The sequence below is a fragment of the Glutamicibacter nicotianae genome, assembly GCF_016907615.1.
Taxonomy (GTDB): Bacteria; Actinomycetota; Actinomycetes; order Actinomycetales; family Micrococcaceae; genus Glutamicibacter; species Glutamicibacter nicotianae.
The window spans coordinates 1,119,777-1,139,702 of the sequence record NZ_JAFBCH010000001.1; the positions used below are offsets into that span (position 1 = coordinate 1,119,777).

The following is a 19,926-nucleotide window of genomic DNA, read 5'->3' on the forward strand; positions in this document are numbered from 1 at the left end:
GGCCGGGCATCAAGACGTACAGAAAGAGCAAACACTGCCATGACCATGAGCACCGAGCAGGCCAACTGGTTCTGCGATACCTTCGCCAAATTGGTGTCCAACGTCGGCCAGTCCGTGCTGGGCAAGGAGCAGGCCATCAAGCTGGTGCTCACCGCCATGCTCAGCGAAGGGCACGTGCTGCTGGAGGACGCCCCGGGCACCGGCAAGACCATGCTGGCCCGTTCGCTGGCCGCCACCGTGCGCGGCAGCAACTCGCGCATCCAGTTCACCCCGGACCTGCTGCCCTCGGACGTCACCGGCATCACCATCTACGACCAGCGCAGCGGCCAATTCGACTTCCACCACGGGCCGATCTTCGCCAACCTCGTGCTGGCCGACGAGATCAACCGCGCCTCGCCCAAGACCCAGTCGGCGCTGCTGGAAGTCATGGAAGAAGGGCGGGTGACCGTCGATGGCACCACCTACCCGCAGGCCCGCCCGTTCATGGTGATCGCCACGCAGAACCCGATCGAGCAGGCAGGCACCTACCGGCTGCCTGAAGCGCAGCTGGACCGTTTCCTGATCAAGACCTCCATCGGCTACCCCGACCGCGAGGCCACCGTGGCGCTGCTCTCGGGCAGCACCCAGCGCGACCGCTCGGCAGCGTTGAACGCCATCATCACCACCGAAGCTGTGGTGGAAATGGCCGAACTGGCCACCACCGTGCACGTGGATACCGCCGTGCTGGAATACGTTGCAGCCCTGTGCGAAGCGACCCGCGACTCCGCCGACACCCGGCTGGGGGTTTCGGTGCGCGGCGCCCTGGCGATGGTGCGCGCGGCCAAGGTCTGGGCCGCCAGCCAGGGCCGGAACTACGTGCTGCCCGATGACATCAAGGAATTGGCGCCGCATGTCTTCACCCACCGCCTGGTGCTGGATCCGGAAGCCGAGTTCACCGGCACCACCGCCGAGCAGGTCATCGCCTCGGTGCTGCGCAAGATCCCGGCCCCGACCCGCCGCGGCGACGAGGACTCCGCCGAAGCCGAGAGCAAGGACCAGGACGAGCATTAATGAGCCGACGAGCTAAGCGTCCTGCACGGAACAGCAACCTGAATCGCGGGGCCGAGACGTCGCTGGCCATGGCCAGCGAGGCCATGGCGGTGCTGCGCGACTACCTGGGCCCTGCCATCGCGCGAGCCAGGGAACTGTCCACCCGATACCTCACGCCGATCGCCACGGTCATCTCCCCGCTGGGCTTCGTGCTGCTGGGCACCGCGGTGCTGCTGTGGATCCTCGGCGCCAGCTTCGGCTGGCAGGAAGCCCTGCTGGGCGCCTTCATGGCCACCGTGCTGCTGCTTGCCTCGGTGGGATTCGTCCTGGGTCGCAACGACTTCAGCGTCGACTTGGATCTGCACCGCACCCGTGTGGCCGTGGGGGACCGCGCCGTGGGAGCCATGCAGGTAGCCAACAAGGCTTCGCGCAGCTCGGCACCGGTGATGATGGAACTTCCGGTGGGCCATGGGGCCGCCCAGTTCCGGATCCCGCGCCTGGAACCGCAGCAAACGCATGAGGACCTGTTCACCATCCCCACCCAGCGCCGCCAGGTGCTGGACGTGGGTCCGGTCCGCTCGGTCCGCCAGGATCCCTTTGCGATCCTGCGCCGGCAGGTGAAATGGACCGAGAGCTACGAGCTGTTCATCCATCCGCGCACCACCGCATTGGATGGTTCCTCGGCCGGGTTCATCCGCGACCTGGAAGGCATGCCCACCGCCGACCTCTCGAATTCCGACGTGTCCTTCCACGCACTGCGCGAATACCAGTCGGGGGATGACCGCCGGCACATCCACTGGAAATCCACGGCCCGCACCGGCGAGCTGATGGTCCGCCAGTTCGAAGAGACCCGGCGCTCGCACTTGGCCCTGTCGCTGAGCACCAACCTGGACGAGTACGCCGAGGCGCACGCCGAGGAGGATTTTGAATTGGCCATCTCGGTGGCGGCCTCCATCGGCCAGCAGGCCGTGGCCGAACAGCGCAAGCTGGCCATCCTGACCCAGCAGGGCCCGGTGCGCACCGGCAGTGGCCGGCAGATGATGGACGGGCTGACCCGCATCGAGGCGGCCACCGGCCAGCGCGAGAATCTGGTGGACGTGGTGCGCCACACCGCTGATACGGTGCCCGGCGCCTCGGTGATTTTCTTCCTCACCGGCACCAGAACCAGCGCCAAATCGCTGCGCGAGGCATGGATGCACGTGCCGGCCGGCGTGCGCGCCATCGCCATCCGCTGCGAAACCGGGATTGAACCTTCGCGCTCGAATATTGGCGAGCTGACCGTATTGAGCCTCGGCAAGCTGGAAGAACTCGGCGTGATGCTGCGAAAGGCCGTGGCATGAAACAGACGATTCCCCTCTGGCGCTATGGCGTCGACGCGGCCTGCCTCGCCCTGGCCCTGGTGCTTGGCGCGCTGGGTCTGCTGGAAGCCTACGGCGCGAGCCTGAACTTCATCCTCGCTGCCGTTGGCGGACTGGTTGCCGGCCTGGCCTTGGCCTGGGCCAATGTGCATTTCAAGCTGGGCACTTGGCGGACCCTGGGCCTGTTCGCGCTGCTGTACCTCGTGCTTGGCACGCCGTTGGCGACCCCGCGCGAGGCAGCCTTTGGCCTCCTGCCCACCGGCCAATCCCTGCGCACCTTGCTGACCGGCCTGGTTTTCAGCTGGAAAGACATGCTCACCGTGGCGCCACCGGTAGGTTCCTACGGCGGAGTGCTGATTGTGGCCTTCCTGTCCGCGCTGCTCACCGCGCTGCTGGCCGGCTTGGCCGCCTGGCATTTGCGCTCGCCGTATTGGACGCTGCTGCCGCTATTGGCAATGTTCGTGCTCGGCATTGTCTTCGGCACCCGCGATGTGCCGATGCCCGTCGCCCGTGGCGTCTCCTTCATCGCGGTGCTGGTCGGCTGGCTTGCCTGGCGGCGCTTCATCGACACGCGCGTTTCCGGCGGATTCAGTTCGCTGAACCACGAGAAGCTTGACTCCCAGGGTTCCAAGCAGCTCCTGCTGCGCCGCGTGATTGCCGGAACCCTGGTGCTGGCCGGTGCCGGCGTCGCAACCGCGGCGGCCACGCCGCTGCTGGCCCCGGAAACCCCGCGCCAGGTGCTGCGCGATGCACTGGAACCGCCGGTGGACCTCTATGACTACCCAAGCCCCCTGACGCGTTTCCGCAAATATGTGAAAACGATGGCTGACGACACCCTGATGACCGTCAAGGGCCTGCCCAAGGACGAGCGCATCCGCCTGGCCGCCCTGGATTCCTACAACGGCATGGTCATCAACGTGGATCCGTCCGCGGGTGGCAGTTTCGCCCCGGTGGGCGATGCCAGCGATATCCGTTCGGCCGACATGGTGGAAGGCCGCGAAGCCGCCGAGCTTGAATTCTCGATCAAGGACTATCAAGGCGTGTGGGTTCCGTCCGGCGGCAAGCTGCTGGGCATGGAACTGACCGGCGGGCGTGAAGATGAACTGGCCCGTTCGCTGTTCTACAGCGATTCCTCCGAGAGCGCGCTGAGCTCCATCGGGCTGGCGGAGGGCGATGCCTACACGGCTAAGGTGCTGTTCCCGGCCAAGCCCAGCGATGAGCAGCTCAACGAACTGGACTTGGCGCAGTTCCGCATGCCTGAGCTGGCCAATGTGCCAGCCATAGCGGGAGCGAAAGCCGCTGAATTCACCGGATCGGGCCGCGGGGACCTGGAGCGTGTGCGGAGCATCGAAGCGATGCTCTCCGGAACCGGGTTCTTCTCCAACGGCACCGAGGGACAGGTGCCCTCGCTGTCCGGGCACGGCGCGGGACGCATCACCAGCCTGCTCGATGCCGAGCAGATGATTGGCGATGACGAGCAGTATGCTGTTGCGATGGCGCTGATGGCCCGCGAGCAGGGTATTCCTGCGCGCGTGGTCATGGGCTTCTATCCCGAGGAATACGCGCCTGAAAAGGCGGTCGAAATCAAGGGCTCCGATGTCCACGCCTGGGTGGAGATCGCCTTTGAAGATGTGGGCTGGGTTGCTTTCAACCCGACGCCCAACGAGGATGAGCAGCCGACCCCTCCGGAACAGGAACCCAAGGCCGTGCCGCAGCCGCAGGTGCTGCAGCCTCCGCCGCCGGCGCAGGAAGAAGCCGACTTGCCGCCGCAAACTGCACCGGAGCCGCAGGAAGTGGAAGAGGAACCGGAAACCTTCTGGGAGCGCTGGGGACAGGTCATCATCGTTGTCGGCATTTCGCTGGGGTCGCTGCTGCTCCTGCTTTCGCCGCTGCTGCTGATTGCCCTGCTGAAGCTGCGCCGTCGCGAGAAGCGGGCGAAGTCCGGCAGCACAGGGGACCGCATGAGCGGAGGTTGGCAGGAACTGCTCAGCCATGCCACGGATCACCGTATCGCTACGGCCAACGGCGCGACCCGGCGGGAAAGCGCGAGCGTGCTGGCCGCCGGCTTCCCGGCGCTGTCCGATCCGGTGCGCTCCCTGGCGCAGCGTGCGGACGCGGCGAACTTCTCCCATGAGCAGCCGACCGAGGAACAGGTGCGGAAGTATTGGGAAGATGTCATTGCGCATACCCGGAAGATGCAGGAACCGCTAGGATTCTTCGGCAGGATGCGCGTGAAGTACTCCCCACGATCCCTGATACATGAGCTGGCTGCGAAGACCGCCAAGACGGCACGAATACTGCAACAGAAAAACCGGAGGAAGCCATGGCGGTAAAGATGGATCTGGTCGATGCCCGAACTACCCAGCGGCTGCTCGCATGGCTGATCGACTTCCTGCCGGTGCTGGTCCTGTCGGTGATTTTCCTGCCGATGATCGCCTCCAGGATGGTGGCCTCGCTGAGCGCTCCGCAGCTTGCGGACGAAATCGCCGGAACATATATCCTGTACAGCGTCCTCACACTGGCCTACACGGTGTTCTTGTGGTGGTGGGAAGCTACCTCGGGCAAGACCCTGGGCAATGTGCTCCTCGGGCTGCGGACCACCACCCTCAAGGGCGAGCGTCCGGGATGGGGCAAAACCATCATCCGCCGCTTGCTGATCGCTGTGGCAGGCATCGTCCCGATTCTCGGATCGGTGCTGATGGTCATCTCCAATCACTTCGATGCGAACGGCAAGAAGCAGGGCTGGCATGACAAGGTAGCCGGGACGCTGGTGCTGGATATCAAGGCTGGGCGCGACCCGCTGACCACCGGGGGCGCCGCAGGGCCGCAGTCCTTCGCGCCTCCGCAGCAGTATGCTCCGGGCCGCCGCTTTGTGGGGGAGCCGGACGATGCGCAGGGCACTTCTGGTGCAGTCATCGATTCGGTGCCAGGTGCTGTGCGCGTCGCTGCCCCCGAAGCGCAGGAATCGGTTCGTCCCCGTCCCGCCGCGCGGCCCAAGCAGGAAGCGAAGATCGTTGAGGTTCCCTCCACCGAGGCCGCAGCTGATCCGGATGAAGACCTCGGTCATACGCAAATTCGTCCGCAATCCCCGGATGCCGTGCATCTGCTCTTCGACGATAGCCAGTGCCTCGACCTGGCCGGCAGCATCCTGATCGGGCGCAACCCCTCGTACTCGGATGGCGATGTGGGTGTCCACCTGGTTGCACTGGATGATCCGGACCGCACGGTCTCCAAAACGCATCTGCTGATCCAGCCAGGCGTAGGCAGCGTCTGGGTGACCGACCGGGATTCGGGCAACGGCTCGTGCATTGTCGACGAGGACGGGAACGTGCGCGAACTTGTTCCGGGCAAGCCGGAGCAGGCAATGATTGGCCATACGGTGTACTTTGGCGACCGCTATTTCCAGGTGGAACATCCGTGACAGATCTCAACCCTGGGGCAAGCCTCAGATTCAGCCACGGCCAGGCAACTGACCGTGGACTGCGCCGCGCCCTGAACGAGGACAGCTTGCTGGCCTCTGAACGGCTGCTGGCCATTGCCGACGGCATGGGCGGGCATGAAGCAGGCGAAATAGCCAGCGCCCTGTGCCTCAAGATCCTTGGCGATGGATTCATGGATGCCGGCGCGCAGCTGGATCCAGAGACCTTGGATACCCTGCTGGCCGTAGCTGATCGCAGCATCGTGGAGGCGGGCTCGGGTCGAGCCGGCACCACCCTGGCCGGGGCCGTGCTGATTGATGCAGGCGCTACCAGCGGGCAAGCGGAAGAACCCCAGCTGCTGGTGTTCAATGTGGGCGATTCGCGCACCTACTTGTGGACGCAGGGAGTGCTGCAACAGGTCAGCGTCGATCACTCCGAGGTGCAGGAATTGATGGATATCGGAGAGCTGGATGCCAAGCAGGCAGCCACCTATCCGCGCCGGCATGTGATCACCCGCGCCTTGGGAATCAACGCCAACAGCCAACCGGACTACTGGCTGGTGCCGCTGGCAGGGAAGGAGCGCATCCTGGTCTGCTCTGACGGTCTGAGCAGCGAAGTCGGCGATCCCGCAATCCAGGAAATCCTTGCGCGGTTCCCGGATCCCCAGCAAGCTTCCGAAGAATTGGTCCAAGCGGCTCTGGATGCCGGGGGACGCGATAATATCAGCGTGATCGTTGCCGATGTGGAGCATGGGCACCCCGACGATGTTGGCATTACTATTCCGCGCATATCGACTACGAGCCACCAAGAGGAGAAATCATGAACAGCCTGCGTTACCTTCCCGGAGACTGGTACGCCCTGGTCAATGGCCAGCACATTGTCCTCCTTCCTTTCAGTGCAAGCGCAGAACAGGTCAATGGCCTGTGGGCCAAGCTCGCTGGGAAGACCACGGTGGACGCTCTGCTCTCGGAGCTGTTGCCGATGTACCAGATGAACATTGCCGACCTGCCGAACTTCGCTTTGATCTCCCGTGACAGCGCACCGCATCTGATCCTGCGCGGTGCCCCGGAATTCATCGCCCGGTCTGCCTCCGGCGAGGAGAAGGTGAGCGGCGCAGGCATCGCGACCTGGGCCGAACGCAAGCTGGGGGAGTCGAAGTCGTGGACGCTGGGCACCGGTTCGGCGAAAGCCGAAGCCACATTCGCGCTGCCAATTGGCGAAGGCATCGTACGCGTATCGCAGCTGGAATGGGCCGCAGGAGAGGACCCCACCGCTGCGGAAAAGACCCCAGCCGTGGCTAAAGCCCCGGCACCGGCTAAAGCCCCGGCACCGGCTGATGCCAAGTCTGCCGCTGCTCCGGCGAAGGCTCCGGCTCTTGCTGCGGCTAAGCCCGCTGCAGGATCTGATGCTGCAGAACCTGTGGTAGCTCAGGCAAAAACTCCTGCACCTTCCGAAGCTAAGCCTGCTGCGGAGAAGCCCCCTGCGCCTGCCGCTGCTAAGCCGGCTGCGGCGCCGGCAAAGAATCCTGCGCCAGCTGTTGCTAAGCCAGATGCTGCTAAGCCGGCTGCGGCGCCGGCAAAGAATCCTGCGCCAGCTGTTGCTAAGCCAGATGCTGCTAAGCCGGCTGCGGCGCCGGCAAAGAATCCTGCGCCAGCTGTTGCTAAGCCAGATGCTGCTAAGCCGGCTGCGGCGCCAGCAAAGGACCCGGCACCGGCTGCGGCCAAGCCAGCTTCTGCTCCGGCTAAGGCTGCTTCCGCACCTGATGCGGCCAAACCAACTGATGCGCCAGCAAAGAATCCTGCACCAGCGGCTGCCAAATCAGCTGCACCGCCAGCAAAGGACACGGCACCGGCGGAGGCCAAGCCTGCTGCCGCACCGAACGCTGCACCAGCCAAGGAAGCTGCAGATCCCAAGGGCCCAGCTGACGTGCTGGCACGTGCAGCCGACGCTGCCAAGGCGGCCGATGAAGCCAAGTCCGCGAAGGCATCGGCAGAGGACGCCGAGGACGACAGGACCTTTGACTCAGAAGCAACCCAGGATCCAGCGCAGTACGAGCAGGAAGTTTTCTCGGAGGAACTATCGCTTGCCGGGCAGCTGTTCGGAGCCAGAGGTGCGGCAGAGACCGTTTACGATACCGGCCAGGGCGATGACCAGGACACGATTATTAAGCCCCGCCCGGCAGGACCTGCAATCGCTGCGCCTCCCGCTGAGCCAGCTGACGACGAGCACACGATCATCCGCGGCTCCAGTGTTCCGAAATCCAGGCCTTCATCAGGGTTAGATGCCAAGGACGGTACAGAAAGTTCGGTGTCCCTGAATGAATTCATCCTGGCGCGCTCTTGCTCCAAGCGGCACCCCAATCCACCCACCGCGTCGACGTGCAGGGAATGCGGCGAGCGATTGACCGCCCAGGCGCAGCAGGTTCGCAAGCCTGCCATGGGCCGCATGATTGTCAGCGACCACGGAGGTACCCGCGAATACGCCCACGAGCTGAACCGCTCGGTGGTTCTCGGACGCCAGCCAAACGCAGCAGCCATCAAATCCGACAGCGAGCCCCGCCTGCTGAAGGTTGAAAGCCCCAGCGGCGACATCTCCCGTTCGCACCTGCACGTGCGTGTGGAGGGATGGCATGTGCAACTGGTGGACCTTGGTGCCACCAATGGCACCGTGCTGCTGCGCGAAGGGCAGCGGCCACGGCGCGTGTCCCGCCACCAGGAGATCATGCTGATCAACGGCGACGTCGCTGACTTGGGTGATGGCGTCAGCATCCGCTTCGAGGATCTGCCGTGAGCTCAAAGCGCGCGCCAGCTCCGGCACCGCTAATACCGGGATTCGCGTACGTCAAGCCACTGGGTACCGGCGGATTCTCCGATGTCTATCTTTACGAGCAGCACCGGCCCAACCGCAAGGTGGCGGTCAAGGTGCTGCTGGCTGATGTCAGTGATGAGGAAGCCCGCCAACGTTTCGAGGCGGAGGCCAACTTGATGGCCCAGTTGTCCACCCATCCTTATATCGTCACGATCTACCAAGCGGAGATCACCGATGACGGACGTTCCTATCTGGCCATGGAGTATTGCTCCCGGCCGTCCTTGGATGCCCGTTACCGTCGCGGTGTCTTGAGCATCGATGAAACGCTGGCCTTGGCCATCCAATTGTGCTCAGCGGTCCATACGGCGCATCTTGCGGGCATCGTGCATCGCGATATCAAGCCGGGAAATGTGCTGACCACCGACTACAACCGGCCGGCACTGACCGACTTCGGCATCTCGGGAACTATCGGATCGCACACCGCAGGGCTGTCGGTGCCATGGTCCGCCCCGGAAGCGTTCATCGGCGACACTCCTCCGGGCGTGCGCATGGACGTGTACTCGCTCGGTGCCACGATCTATACGGTTTTGGCAGGGCATTCGCCGTTCGTCCGCCCGGGACAGGATAATGCGCAGCCAGTGCTCATTGAGCGGATCTGCAATTCGCCATTGAAGCCGTTGGAGCGCCTTGACGTTCCCGAGTCGCTGAACCAGGCGTTGTCGGTAGCCATGGCGAAGAACCCTGCTTCGCGATTCGGCTCGGCCGCCGAATTCGCCCGCTCCCTGCAGCGAATCCAGATCGAGTTGGGCTTCTCGGTCACTCCTTTTGAGGTCATTGAAGAACCTGCCGAAGCGGTCGAGGAGGAGGACGGCGAAAGCACGCGCGTCCGCAATGTCATTTCGATAAGCGACGTGCAGCGTCCGTTGCCTTCCACACCGATGATTTCTTCCGTTCCCGGGCAACAGGCTCAGCGGGTACGACCGTCAGCGCCGATACCGCGGCTGCACATGCCGAAGGAACCTGCGGCGGGTCCGAGCCCGGATGATGAAGCGCAAGACGAAGCCGGAACACCGTTGGCCAAGCGTGTAGAGCCGAAGCCGCGCCAGAGCCTGCCGAAGGTATTCATCGTGGTGGGCATAGTGCTGTTCCTCTTGGTTGGCGGCGCCTTCATTGCAAACACGTTCTTGCCGGAGCAGGATGCCGCGCAGCGTACCGGCCCGCCCATTACCGCCACGGACGGTCCCAAGGACGCATTAGTTGGCGGCACCGTCCCCAAGGTGGATAATTTCGAGTACTCCACGGTGGGAGAAACGGTAACCTTCCGCTGGTCCAATCCGGAACCGAATAAGGACGACCATTACCGTTGGGCTCCCATTACCGCAACGGAAACGGGAGAGTTCAAGCAGACGAAGTCTCCCAGTGCGACTACAGACATCGGCGAAGGCGGGCAAACTTGTATCGAGGTCAAGCTCGTGCGCGATGATGGACGTATCTCGGATGGAGCACGATTCTGCACGGGCGCAGGTTAAGGAAGGTAGGCATAAGCGATGAGTGAAGTAACTATCGAGTACTGCGGGCAGTACTATCCTGTCCAAGATGGCAAACCCTTCACCATCGGACGTGAAGGCGATCTCGCAATCGACGACAATCCGTACTTGCACCGGCACTTCCTGACAATTAGCAAGCACAGCGGACTGTGGTGGCTCAACAACGTGGGCAGCCGGCTGACCGCGACCATTGCGGATCGAACCGGCGGCCTGCAAGCCTGGCTGTCGCCGGAGTCGAGCCTGCCGCTGGTGCTCAATCGGGTGGGCGTGGTGTTCACTGCCGGTCCCACCACCTATGAGCTGTCGATTCATGTCGCGCAGCCGGCATTCCGGCAGGACTACCTGGAATACGATGCGTGCGGCGAAACCACCATTGGGCCGGTGCTGCTGACCAGCGCCCAGCGGGCGCTGGTCGTGGTCTTGGCTGAGCCGATGCTGCGCCGCGAAGGCACCGGGCTTAGCTCGATTCCCACCAGCGCGGCGGCTGCCGCACGGCTGGGGTGGGGAATTACGAAGTTCAATCGCAAACTCGATAACGTGTGCGACAAATTGGACAAAGCTGGCGTTGCCGGACTGCGCGGGGGGCCCGGAAAACTGGCCACCAACCGTCGCGCCCGGCTGGTGGAGCACGCGGTGAGTTCGCATCTGGTCACCCGTGCCGATTTGGCCATCTTGGATTCCGAAGTACCCGACGAAGACTAGGTTCCCGGCTGATACGCCAAAGGCCAATGGGCTGGACGATTCCTTGCGGAATTGTCCAGCCCATTGGCCATTGGAATGCTCAGCGCCGTCCGATAGTCCAGCCCAAACGCGGGACGAGTGCGCGGCGCCGGCGAATCCGATCCACGCGCTTCTTGGGCTCTGCGGCCTCAGGTGCAGGCGCTGGAGCGTTGCCCATGGCAGCGATCAATGCAGTGACCACCGCCAATTCCTCGTCACTCGGGTTTCCCTTGGTGACACGGATCTGCGGGGCAGCAGGAAAGGCGCTGTTCTGTTCCATCGGCGTGCTCCTTTGTGGTTCTGGTGGGTACTGGTCGGGCAGAATCTGCCGCTTACAGCGGGATGTTGCCGTGCTTCTTCGGAGGCAGGGTGGCGTGCTTCTCGCGCAGCGCTCGCAGGCCGCGAACCAGCTGGAAGCGGGTCTCGCTCGGGGCGATGACCGCATCCACGTAGCCCAGCTCAGCCGCCTGGTACGGGTTGAGCAGTTCGGCCTCGTAGTTGTCGATGATCTGCTTGCGGCGAGCCTCGACGTCTCCGCCTTCGGCTTCCACAGCGGCCAGATCGCGGCGGTAGAGGATGTTGACCGCGCCCTGGGCACCCATCACGCCGATCTGCGCGGTCGGCCAGGCCAGGTTCAGGTCTGCGCCCAGCTTCTTCGAGCCCATCACGATGTACGCTCCGCCGTAGGCCTTGCGGGTGATCACTGTCAGCTTCGGCACGGTGGCCTCGGCGTACGCGTAGAGCAGCTTCGCGCCGCGGCGGATGATGCCCTGGAACTCCTGGTCCTTGCCCGGCAGGAAGCCCGGCACGTCCACGAAGGTGAGGATCGGGATGTTGAAGGCGTCGCAGTTGCGCACGAAGCGGGCGGCTTTTTCCGAGGCGGCAATGTCCAAGGTGCCGGCGAACTGCATTGGCTGGTTGGCGACAATGCCCACGGTGCGGCCTTCGATGCGGGCGTAGCCAATCATCACGTTCGGTGCGTAGAGCGACTGCATCTCGAAGAAGTGCTCATCATCGACAACCGACTCGATCACGGTGCGCATGTCATAAGGCTGGTTTGCCGAATCCGGGATGAGCGTATCGAGCTCCAGGTCCTCGGCGGTGATATCCGGTTCTTCATCGAATTCGGCAATCAGCGGATCCGAGAGGTTGGAGGACGGGAGGAAGTCCAGCAGTTCCTTGCAGAACTCCACAGCGTCTTCCTCGTCGGAGGCGAGATAGGTGGCGGTGCCGGTATTGGCGTTGTGCTGGCGGGCGCCGCCCAGGGTTTCCATGTCGATTTCCTCGCCGGTGACCGTCTTGATGACGTCCGGGCCGGTGATGAACATGTGGCTGGTCTTGTCGACCATGATCACGTAATCGGTCAGTGCGGGGGAGTAGGCTGCGCCGCCGGCCGATGGTCCCATGATCAGCGAGATCTGCGGGACAACGCCCGAAGCGTGGACATTGTTGCGGAAGATGTCAGCAAACATGGCCAGGGACGCGACGCCCTCCTGGATGCGGGCACCGCCGCCATCGAGGATGCCGACAACCGGGCAGCCGTTGCGCAGTGCGAATTCCTGGACCTTGACGATTTTCTCGCCGTTGACCTGGGAAAGCGAGCCGCCGTAGACGGTGAAGTCCTGCGAGTAGACGGCCACCAAGCGGCCATCCACGGTGCCGTAGCCGGAGACCAGGCCATCGCCCAATGGCTTCTTCTTCTCCATGCCGAAGGCGGTGGAGCGGTGGACTGCAAGTGCGTCGAACTCGACGAAGGAGTCTTCGTCCATGAGCATTTCGATGCGTTCGCGGGCAGTGTGCTTGCCGCGGGAGTGCTGCTTTTCGATCGCCGCTTCGCCGCTTGGCGCTTCAGCGAGCTTCTGGCGGCGGCGGAACTCAGCAAGCTTTCCGGCGGTGGTGGACAGGTCGATTGACTCGGCTGCCTCAGTTCTGCCCTGCGTCATGCCTTCGACTCCCTTGAGTTGTCATCAATGTGTAGGAATGGCACAAGAAAAATGCCATCCAAGTTAGTCTAGCTGGGGAAACAGCTCTTCCGGTTGTAGGAATCTTACAAAATGGCCCGATATCTGGTGCGTGGCACGCCAGAATAAGTTACTGGGCGGTAGCTTAGTGGTGGATCATCGAGTAATCTGTATCACATGACTACTGAATCACGCACTCTTATCGCGCCCGTTCCCGGCAACCTGAAGAACCGCACCATCCTGATGAGCGGCGGCAGCCGCGGCATCGGCCTGGCCATCGCTTTGGCCGCAGCCCGGCAAGGGGCCAACGTGGTTCTGCTCTCCAAGACCGATACTCCTCACCCGACGCTGGAAGGGACCATCCATACCGCCGTTGCGCAGATCGAGGAAGCCGGCGGCCAGGGCTTAGCCGTTGTCGGCGATGTCCGCGTGGACGCCGACGTGCAGCGCGCCGTGGAGGAAGCGGTGGCGAAATTCGGCGGCATCGACATCGTGGTCAACAACGCCTCGGCCATCAACCTGGCCAAGACCGACCAAGTCGATATGAAGCGCTACGACCTGATGCAGGACATCAACGTCCGAGGCACCTTCCTGCTGTCCAAGACCGCGCTCCCGTACCTGCGCGCCTCCGAGCACGCCCATATCCTGACCCTCTCCCCGCCGCTGAACCTGGACCCCAAGTGGGCAGGGCAGCACCTGGCCTACACCATGGCTAAGTACGGGATGTCGCTGACCACCCTTGGGCTGGCTGAAGAGCTGAAGGAAGACAGCATCGGGGTGAACTCGCTCTGGCCTGAAACACTGATCGACACCGCAGCAATCCGCAACCTGCCAGGAGGGCAGAAAATGGTCCAGGGCGCACGCGACTCTTCGGTCGTGGCAGACGCTGCCATGGCAATTCTTGCCAGCCCGCCCGCGGGCGTCAGCGGCAATTTCTTCACCGACGGCCAGGTGCTGACCTTGGCCGGGGAAACGGATCTGGAGAAGTACACCCTGAACCCGCAGATCCCGCTGGTCCAGGACATCTTCCTGTAGGCGGTCAAGCGGGGTAAAACAGGGAAAAATGGGCGGCCGGTGCCATAGGGTTGGAGATATGGAAAACCCGTATGGCACCGACCGCGCTGTTCTCGATCCCCGGATCTTCAATGAGCTCACCGCCCCGTTGGATTTGGGGCTGGTCAATCTCAAGCCAACCTCCGGTTCTACGAATACCGAGCTGGCGCAACTGGCCAGCACCGGCGAGGCCGGCCATCTCAGCGTGTACTACACCGAGCACCAGCAGGCCGGCAAGGGGCGCTTGGGCCGTGAATGGGTGACCCCGGCAGGATCTTCCCTCACCGTCAGCGTCCTGGCCGTGCCCGGACCTGGTTTCCCTCCCGAATCCCTGTCCTGGTACACCATGCTGGCGGCGCTGGCCTGGAGCCGGGCGGCCGAGAATACCTGCGGCGTTCCACTGGGGATCAAATGGCCCAACGACCTGTTGGCTGGCGAGCAGAAAGTCTGCGGCATCCTGGCGCAAATGGTTCCTGTCGGCAACGGCTACGGCGTGGTGGTCGGGACCGGAATCAATGTGAACCAGAGCCGGGAGGAACTTCCGGTTTCTACCGCGACATCCCTGCGGCTGGCCGGTGCGAAGAACCTGAACCGCACCGAATTGCTGGCCGAGTACCTGAAGCAATTTGCGGCTTTGGACCGGGGATTCCGCCAAGTCGGCGGCATGGCGCAGATGCCGTTGCCGGCAAGCAACGGGAAATCCTTGCACCAGCTAGTCAGCGCCAAGCTGGCCACGCTGGGACATGACGTGCGTGTGGAATTCCCTGACGGGTCCACGCTGGTGGGCACTGCCATAGAGCTGGGCACCGATGGCTCGCTGGTGCTGGAACACGGCACCGGGCAGCGTGAACATGTGCTGGCAGGCGACGTGCACCACGTGCGGCGCGCCGATGGAAAGTATGCCTAACCCGGCTTGGGTATTGGCCCGGGACTAGTATTGGAAGAGACGACCGAAGCATTCAGCCGGGAACAGGAGGGATGAGGAACAACACGATGAAGTTGCCGCTGCATGAAAGGGAACGAGTGATCATCAAGACTCGTGAGCATTCCCGAGTGCTGCGCCAGCCCGTGGGGACCTTCCTCGTCTTGACCGCACTGTGCACGTTTTCGCTTGGCTATCTTTCCCGGGACGATCTCTCGGACTGGCTGGCTTCCAATGCAAATGTGTGGATGATCGTTGCGGTAGTCCTCTGGGCCGCGCTGGTGCTCATCTGGAGCGTGATTCCCTGGGCCCGGTGGCTGCGCAGCCGCATCGTGCTGACTACCGAGCGGATCATGTTCCGGCCGACGTATAACGACGGCAAGCTGCAATCTGTAGGATTATTTACAGTTCGCGACCTGGTCGCGCACAGCAAGGCGAAAAATGCCATGACGCGTGCGGGAACCTTGGATATCGTGCTGAACCAGGGATACGTGCGGCTCTCGCATGTGCCCTCGGTACAGTATTTCCGTTCCCTGGCAATGGAGGCGATGGCGAACCTGCGCAGCAGCCAGAGTATGGCGCACACCGAAACGACGAACAGTGAGGGCATGGGGGCATGAGCACCGAGCACACCAACACACCTCGGGCAGACTCTCCGCAGTCCGCCGCCGAGGCTGTCCGTGGCGCCCGCCAGCACGCTCCCGCGGCAACCCCCGCCGAATCGGATCCAATTCTCGAACTTGCCGAGGCCATGGAAGGCCCGCTGCGCATTCCGGCCCACACCCCCGAGGCTGTCCGCGACACCGTCGCCTCGCTGGAAAAACGGCTCATCGGCGGCCAGCGCGAATTCCGCCGACGCGAAGTCGCCTCCGAGGCAGGGGTCTCCCTGCACTCGGCACGCAAGCTGTGGCGCGCCATAGGCTTCCCGGAACTCAGCGATGACGAAGTGTTCTTCACCGAGGCCGACAAGAAAGCCCTGGGCACCATGGTGGGCATGGTCCGCGAAGGCGCGCTGACCGAGGAAACCGCCATCTCGCTGATGCGCTCGGTGGGCCAGATGACCGACCGCATGGTGGTCTGGCAAATCGAGGCACTGGTCGAGGACATGATCGCCAACCAGAACCTGTCCGACCGCCAAGCCCGCCGCCAGCTTTTCAGCCTGCTGCCTGAAATCATCCCAGCCATCGAGGACCTGCTGCTCTACTCGTGGCGCCGCCAGCTGAACTCCGCCGTGCACCGCATGGCATTGCGCGTGGAAACCGGTGTGGCCGCCTACAACCAGGACCGCGGCGAGGACGATGGCGGCACCCCGTTGCCGCTGGCCCGTGCGGTGGGCTTCGCCGACCTGGTCTCCTACACCTCGCTGTCGCGGCGCATGAACGAGCGCACGCTGGCCCAGCTGGTCCAGCGCTTCGAGGCCAAATGCGCGGAAATCATTTCCGTGGGCGGCGGCCGCCTGGTCAAGACCATCGGCGATGAAGTGCTCTACGTGGCAGAAACCCCGCAGGCCGGCGCGCAGATCGCGCTGTCCCTCTCGCGCGAGCTGGCCAAGGACGAGCTCTTCCCGCAAACCCGCGGAGCGGTGGTCTGGGGCCGGCTGCTCTCGCGCCTGGGCGATATCTACGGACCGACGGTGAACATGGCGGCCCGGCTGACCTCGCTGGCCGAGCCTGGCACCGTGCTGACCGATGCGATTACCGCGAATACGCTGCGCAATGATGCACGCTTTGTGCTCACCGCCCAGGAAATCACCGCGGTGCGTGGCTTCGGGGATATCCAACCCTACGAACTCTCGGCAGGCGAAGGAGCAGGACTGGTGATTGACTGATGGCTAATGAACCAGCACCGGTTCCCTTCATCCTCGCCGCGGCGGGCCTGACGGACGTGGGACGCAAGCGCTCGCAGAACCAGGACCGCATCCTGATGCACGACATCGTGTACGCGGTTGCCGACGGCATGGGCGGGCATGAAGCCGGCGAGGTGGCCAGCCAGCTTGCGGTGGAAACGATGGAGGAAATCTGCACTTTCGCCAATAAGACCTCGGTGCGGAAACTGCCCTCGGTGCCGGATGTCCAGCGGCAGGTGCAGCTGGCCGATGACCGCATCCGCGAAGCGCTTGAATCGCGCGGCGGCACGACCCTGTGCGCCCTGGTGCAGATCAAGACCCCCAGCAAAGGCAGGGACAACGTGACCGCTCCGCTGGCCGCCGTTCCGCCGTGGACCTCCAGCTTCGCAATGACGCAGAATACCGACGTGATTTCCAAGATCACTCCGCAAATGCTGGAGAACCACCGCGCCAATTTGGCGCCGGATAACGCTCCGCTGCCGGTGGCCACCGAGGAAGTCCCGAGCCTGCTGCTGGTCAACGTGGGAGACTCGCGCGGCTACCGGTTGCGCGACGGTGCGCTGCAGCAGCTGACCCGCGACCACTCGGCCGTGCAGGAAATGGTGGATGCCGGGCAGATCACCGAGCTGGAAGCGCGCAACCATCCGCACCGGAACCTGATTACCCGCGCGCTGGGCGCAGGCGCCGAAAGCCAGCCGGATGTCACCGTCCTGCAGCCGCGCATCGGCGACCGCTACATGCTGTGCAGCGACGGGCTCTCGGGCGAATTGACCGAAGACATTTTGCAGACGCTGCTGGTGAACTACAAGGACCGCGCCGAAGCGGCCCGGATTCTCACCGGGGCGGCGCTGGAAGCCGGCGGCCGGGACAACATCGCGGTGATCGTGATTGACGTGCTGGCGGCCGAACCCGTGCCAGCAGACGCACCTGGGAACTAGGGCTCCAAGCCAGCTAAACTGTCCGCCGGTGGGGCACAATTGAATACGTGAGTGAAAAAGACGCAGCACCAGTCGAGACCGCCAACGTACCGCCGGAAGCTGACAAGACCCGCTATGAACAGCTGGTCGAGCAGATCCGCGCCCACCGCGAGGCCTATTACCAAAATGATGCTCCGCTGGTCTCCGACGCGGAATACGACGCGTTGTTCCAGGAGCTCCAGCTGCTTGAGGCGACCTATCCCATCCTTGCTGGACAGGATTCGCCCACCCAGGAAGTCGGCGGCGAAGTCTCCGCCGCGTTCGCATCGGTCACCCACGCCAGCCGGATGTACTCGCTGGAAGACGTCTTCTCGCTTGATGAACTCGATGCGTGGCTCGAACGTGCACAGGCCAACGCCGAACGCCTGCACCCGCAGACCCCGGTCAAGTGGCTGTGCGAAGTCAAGATCGACGGCCTGGCGCTGAACCTGACCTACCGCGAGGGCAAGCTGGTTCGCGCGGCCACCCGAGGGGACGGCACCACCGGCGAAGACGTGACCCACAATGCGCTGACCATCAGCGATATCCCGCAACAGCTGTCCGGCTCCGGCTGGCCTGCGGAATTCGAAGTCCGCGGCGAAGTCTTCATCGCCACCGAGGACTTCAACAAGTTCAATGAGGCACTGATTGCCCAGGGCAAGGCGCCGCTGGCCAACCCGCGCAACGCCGCCGCCGGGTCCCTGCGCCAGAAGGATCCGGAGCAGACCGCCAAGCGTCCGCTGCGCATGTTCGTGCACGGCCTGGGCCGCAGCCGCGATTTCAACCTGACCGAGCAATCCCAGGCCTATGTGCTGATGCGCGGCTGGGGCCTGCCGGTCTCTCCGTACGGCCGCGTGGTCGGCAGCCGCCAGGAAGCCAAGGACTACATCGCCGAGCACGGCGAGAAGCGCCATGATTTGATCCACGACATCGATGGCATTGTCATCAAGGTCGATGACCTGGCCACCCAGGAACAGCTGGGCTACACCTCGCGGGTTCCGCGCTGGGCCGTCGCCTACAAGTACCCGCCCGAAGAAGTGCACACCAAGCTGCTGGACATCCAGGTCCAGGTCGGGCGCACCGGCCGCGTGACCCCCTTCGGCGTGATGGAACCGGTCCTCGTCGCCGGTTCCACCGTCTCACGCGCGACCCTGCACAATCAGGAAGTCGTCAAGGCGAAAAACGTCAAAATCGGAGATACCGTCATCCTGCGCAAGGCTGGAGACGTCATCCCGGAAATTGTCGGCCCGGTGCTCCCGCTGCGCGATGGCAACGTGGACCTGCGAGATTTCGTCATGCCCGCCGAATGCCCATCCTGCGGGCAGCCGCTGGCCCCGGCCAAGGAAGGCGACGTGGATATCCGTTGCCTCAACGCCGAATCCTGCCCGGCACAGCTCACCGAGCGCGTGGCCTACCTTGCCGGACGCAGTGCACTGGACATCGAAGCCCTCGGCTACGAAGCGGCTGCTGCCCTGACCAGTGGTCCGGGCGAGGACCCGGCAACCCAGGGCGGCATCATCCTGCCCGCCGGACCCGGCCCGCTGAAGAACGAGGCCGACCTGTTCAACCTCAAGGACAAGCTCGATGAGCTTGGCGAGGTCAAGGTCTGGCGGGAAAAACGCTCCAAGGGGGAGGGCACAGGCAAGTTCGAGCTCGTCCCGTACTTCTATTCCAAGGCCACCGCCAAGAAGCCGTCGGTGCCGACCAAGAGCACCCTGAAGCTGCTTGATGAGCTGGAGAAGGCCAAGGGCAACCCGCTGTGGCGGGTGCTGGTGGCCCTCTCCATCCGCCACGTCGGTCCGAACGCTTCGCGGGCGATTGCCACCCGCTACGGCTCCATGGATGCGCTGCTTGAGGTCCTGGACTCGGGCAACGCGGTGGCGGAACTGGCCGAAATCGATTCGGTTGGCACAATCATCGCCGAAGCGCTGGTTGACTGGTTCGCGGTGGATTGGCACCGCGAGATCGTCTCCTCCTGGCAGGCCTCCGGCGTGCAGATGGAAGACGAGCAGGATGCGAACATCACCAAGAACCTCGAAGGCCTGGCCATCGTGGTGACCGGTACCTTGGAGAACTATTCCCGGGATACCGCCAAGGAAGCGATCATTGTCCGTGGCGGCAAGGCCACGGGCAGTGTCTCGAAGAAGACCGACTTCCTGGTGGCCGGCGAATCAGCCGGGTCGAAGTTGGACAAGGCCCAGTCCCTGGGCGTTCCGGTACTGGACGAAGCCGGATTCGGCATCCTGCTGGAGCAAGGACCGGAAGCAGCACGCAAGGCAGCACTCGCCGCACCAACGGAAGGCTAGA

16 protein-coding genes are annotated in these 19,926 nt (G+C 63.7%); 14 read left to right on the top strand and 2 right to left on the bottom strand.

The features are described from left to right. Window positions 1–39 precede the first annotated feature (39 nt). From JOE62_RS05475 to JOE62_RS05510, 8 genes are read left to right on the top strand one after another with little or no spacing between them, the layout of a single operon-like run. The gene (locus tag JOE62_RS05475) at window positions 40–1,050 is read left to right on the top strand and encodes an AAA family ATPase (protein ID WP_204720982.1); all 1,011 of its coding nucleotides are present in this window, start codon (window positions 40–42) and stop codon (window positions 1,048–1,050) included. Then, complete coding sequence (locus tag JOE62_RS05480; protein ID WP_204720984.1) at window positions 1,050–2,369, top strand: DUF58 domain-containing protein; 1,320 nt, start codon at window positions 1,050–1,052, stop codon at window positions 2,367–2,369. The genes JOE62_RS05475 and JOE62_RS05480 overlap by 1 nt, the downstream gene beginning before the upstream one ends. Next, window positions 2,366–4,720, top strand: coding sequence for a DUF4129 domain-containing transglutaminase family protein (locus JOE62_RS05485; protein WP_204720986.1), 2,355 nt, complete (start codon window positions 2,366–2,368; stop codon window positions 4,718–4,720). Before JOE62_RS05480 ends, JOE62_RS05485 begins: the two co-directional genes overlap by 4 nt. Next, complete coding sequence (locus JOE62_RS05490; RefSeq protein WP_204720988.1) at window positions 4,711–5,808, top strand: RDD family protein; 1,098 nt, start codon at window positions 4,711–4,713, stop codon at window positions 5,806–5,808. Before JOE62_RS05485 ends, JOE62_RS05490 begins: the two co-directional genes overlap by 10 nt. Beyond that, window positions 5,805–6,629: a protein phosphatase 2C domain-containing protein gene (locus JOE62_RS05495; protein ID WP_204720990.1), complete on the top strand. Its 825-nt coding sequence runs from the start codon at window positions 5,805–5,807 to the stop codon at window positions 6,627–6,629. The genes JOE62_RS05490 and JOE62_RS05495 overlap by 4 nt, the downstream gene beginning before the upstream one ends. Beyond that, a complete protein-coding gene (locus JOE62_RS16610) occupies window positions 6,626–8,596 on the top strand; it encodes an FHA domain-containing protein (protein WP_204720991.1) in 1,971 nt (656 codons plus the stop codon). Before JOE62_RS05495 ends, JOE62_RS16610 begins: the two co-directional genes overlap by 4 nt. Further along, window positions 8,593–10,143 carry a protein kinase domain-containing protein gene (locus JOE62_RS05505; RefSeq protein WP_204720993.1) on the top strand — a complete coding sequence of 517 codons (1,551 nt, stop codon included), beginning with the start codon at window positions 8,593–8,595 and terminating at the stop codon, window positions 10,141–10,143. Before JOE62_RS16610 ends, JOE62_RS05505 begins: the two co-directional genes overlap by 4 nt. Window positions 10,144–10,161: 18 nt before the next feature. Beyond that, window positions 10,162–10,863, top strand: a complete 702-nt coding sequence (locus JOE62_RS05510; RefSeq protein ID WP_038989819.1) for an FHA domain-containing protein — start codon at window positions 10,162–10,164, stop codon at window positions 10,861–10,863. Between the two features lie 79 nt (window positions 10,864–10,942). Here JOE62_RS05510 and JOE62_RS05515 read toward each other — a convergent pair whose 3' ends face one another. Together JOE62_RS05515 and JOE62_RS05520 are read right to left on the bottom strand one after the other, a co-directional pair. Further along, window positions 10,943–11,161, bottom strand: coding sequence for an acyl-CoA carboxylase subunit epsilon (locus tag JOE62_RS05515; RefSeq protein ID WP_204720995.1), 219 nt, complete (start codon window positions 11,159–11,161; stop codon window positions 10,943–10,945). 52 nt (window positions 11,162–11,213) lie between these two features. Next, window positions 11,214–12,824: an acyl-CoA carboxylase subunit beta gene (locus JOE62_RS05520; RefSeq protein ID WP_204720997.1), complete on the bottom strand. Its 1,611-nt coding sequence runs from the start codon at window positions 12,822–12,824 to the stop codon at window positions 11,214–11,216. A 195-nt stretch (window positions 12,825–13,019) separates the two neighbouring features. Between JOE62_RS05520 and JOE62_RS05525 the strand changes: the two genes are divergently transcribed. The 6 genes from JOE62_RS05525 (at window position 13,020) to ligA (ending at window position 19,925) form a co-directional block, all read left to right on the top strand. Next, window positions 13,020–13,877, top strand: coding sequence for an SDR family oxidoreductase (locus tag JOE62_RS05525; protein ID WP_204720999.1), 858 nt, complete (start codon window positions 13,020–13,022; stop codon window positions 13,875–13,877). Between the two features lie 58 nt (window positions 13,878–13,935). Beyond that, window positions 13,936–14,802 carry a biotin--[acetyl-CoA-carboxylase] ligase gene (locus JOE62_RS05530; protein WP_204721000.1) on the top strand — a complete coding sequence of 289 codons (867 nt, stop codon included), beginning with the start codon at window positions 13,936–13,938 and terminating at the stop codon, window positions 14,800–14,802. An 86-nt stretch (window positions 14,803–14,888) separates the two neighbouring features. After that, the gene (locus JOE62_RS05535) at window positions 14,889–15,437 is read left to right on the top strand and encodes a hypothetical protein (RefSeq protein WP_204721002.1); all 549 of its coding nucleotides are present in this window, start codon (window positions 14,889–14,891) and stop codon (window positions 15,435–15,437) included. Next, window positions 15,434–16,645 (top strand): adenylate/guanylate cyclase domain-containing protein, encoded by a 1,212-nt coding sequence (locus JOE62_RS05540; protein ID WP_204721004.1) that lies wholly within the window; start codon window positions 15,434–15,436, stop codon window positions 16,643–16,645. The genes JOE62_RS05535 and JOE62_RS05540 overlap by 4 nt, the downstream gene beginning before the upstream one ends. Continuing rightward, window positions 16,645–17,601 carry a PP2C family protein-serine/threonine phosphatase gene (locus tag JOE62_RS05545; RefSeq protein WP_204721006.1) on the top strand — a complete coding sequence of 319 codons (957 nt, stop codon included), beginning with the start codon at window positions 16,645–16,647 and terminating at the stop codon, window positions 17,599–17,601. The genes JOE62_RS05540 and JOE62_RS05545 overlap by 1 nt, the downstream gene beginning before the upstream one ends. Before the next feature lie 47 nt (window positions 17,602–17,648). Then, window positions 17,649–19,925: an NAD-dependent DNA ligase LigA gene (gene ligA, locus JOE62_RS05550; protein ID WP_338085750.1), complete on the top strand. Its 2,277-nt coding sequence runs from the start codon at window positions 17,649–17,651 to the stop codon at window positions 19,923–19,925. Window position 19,926 lies beyond the last annotated feature (1 nt).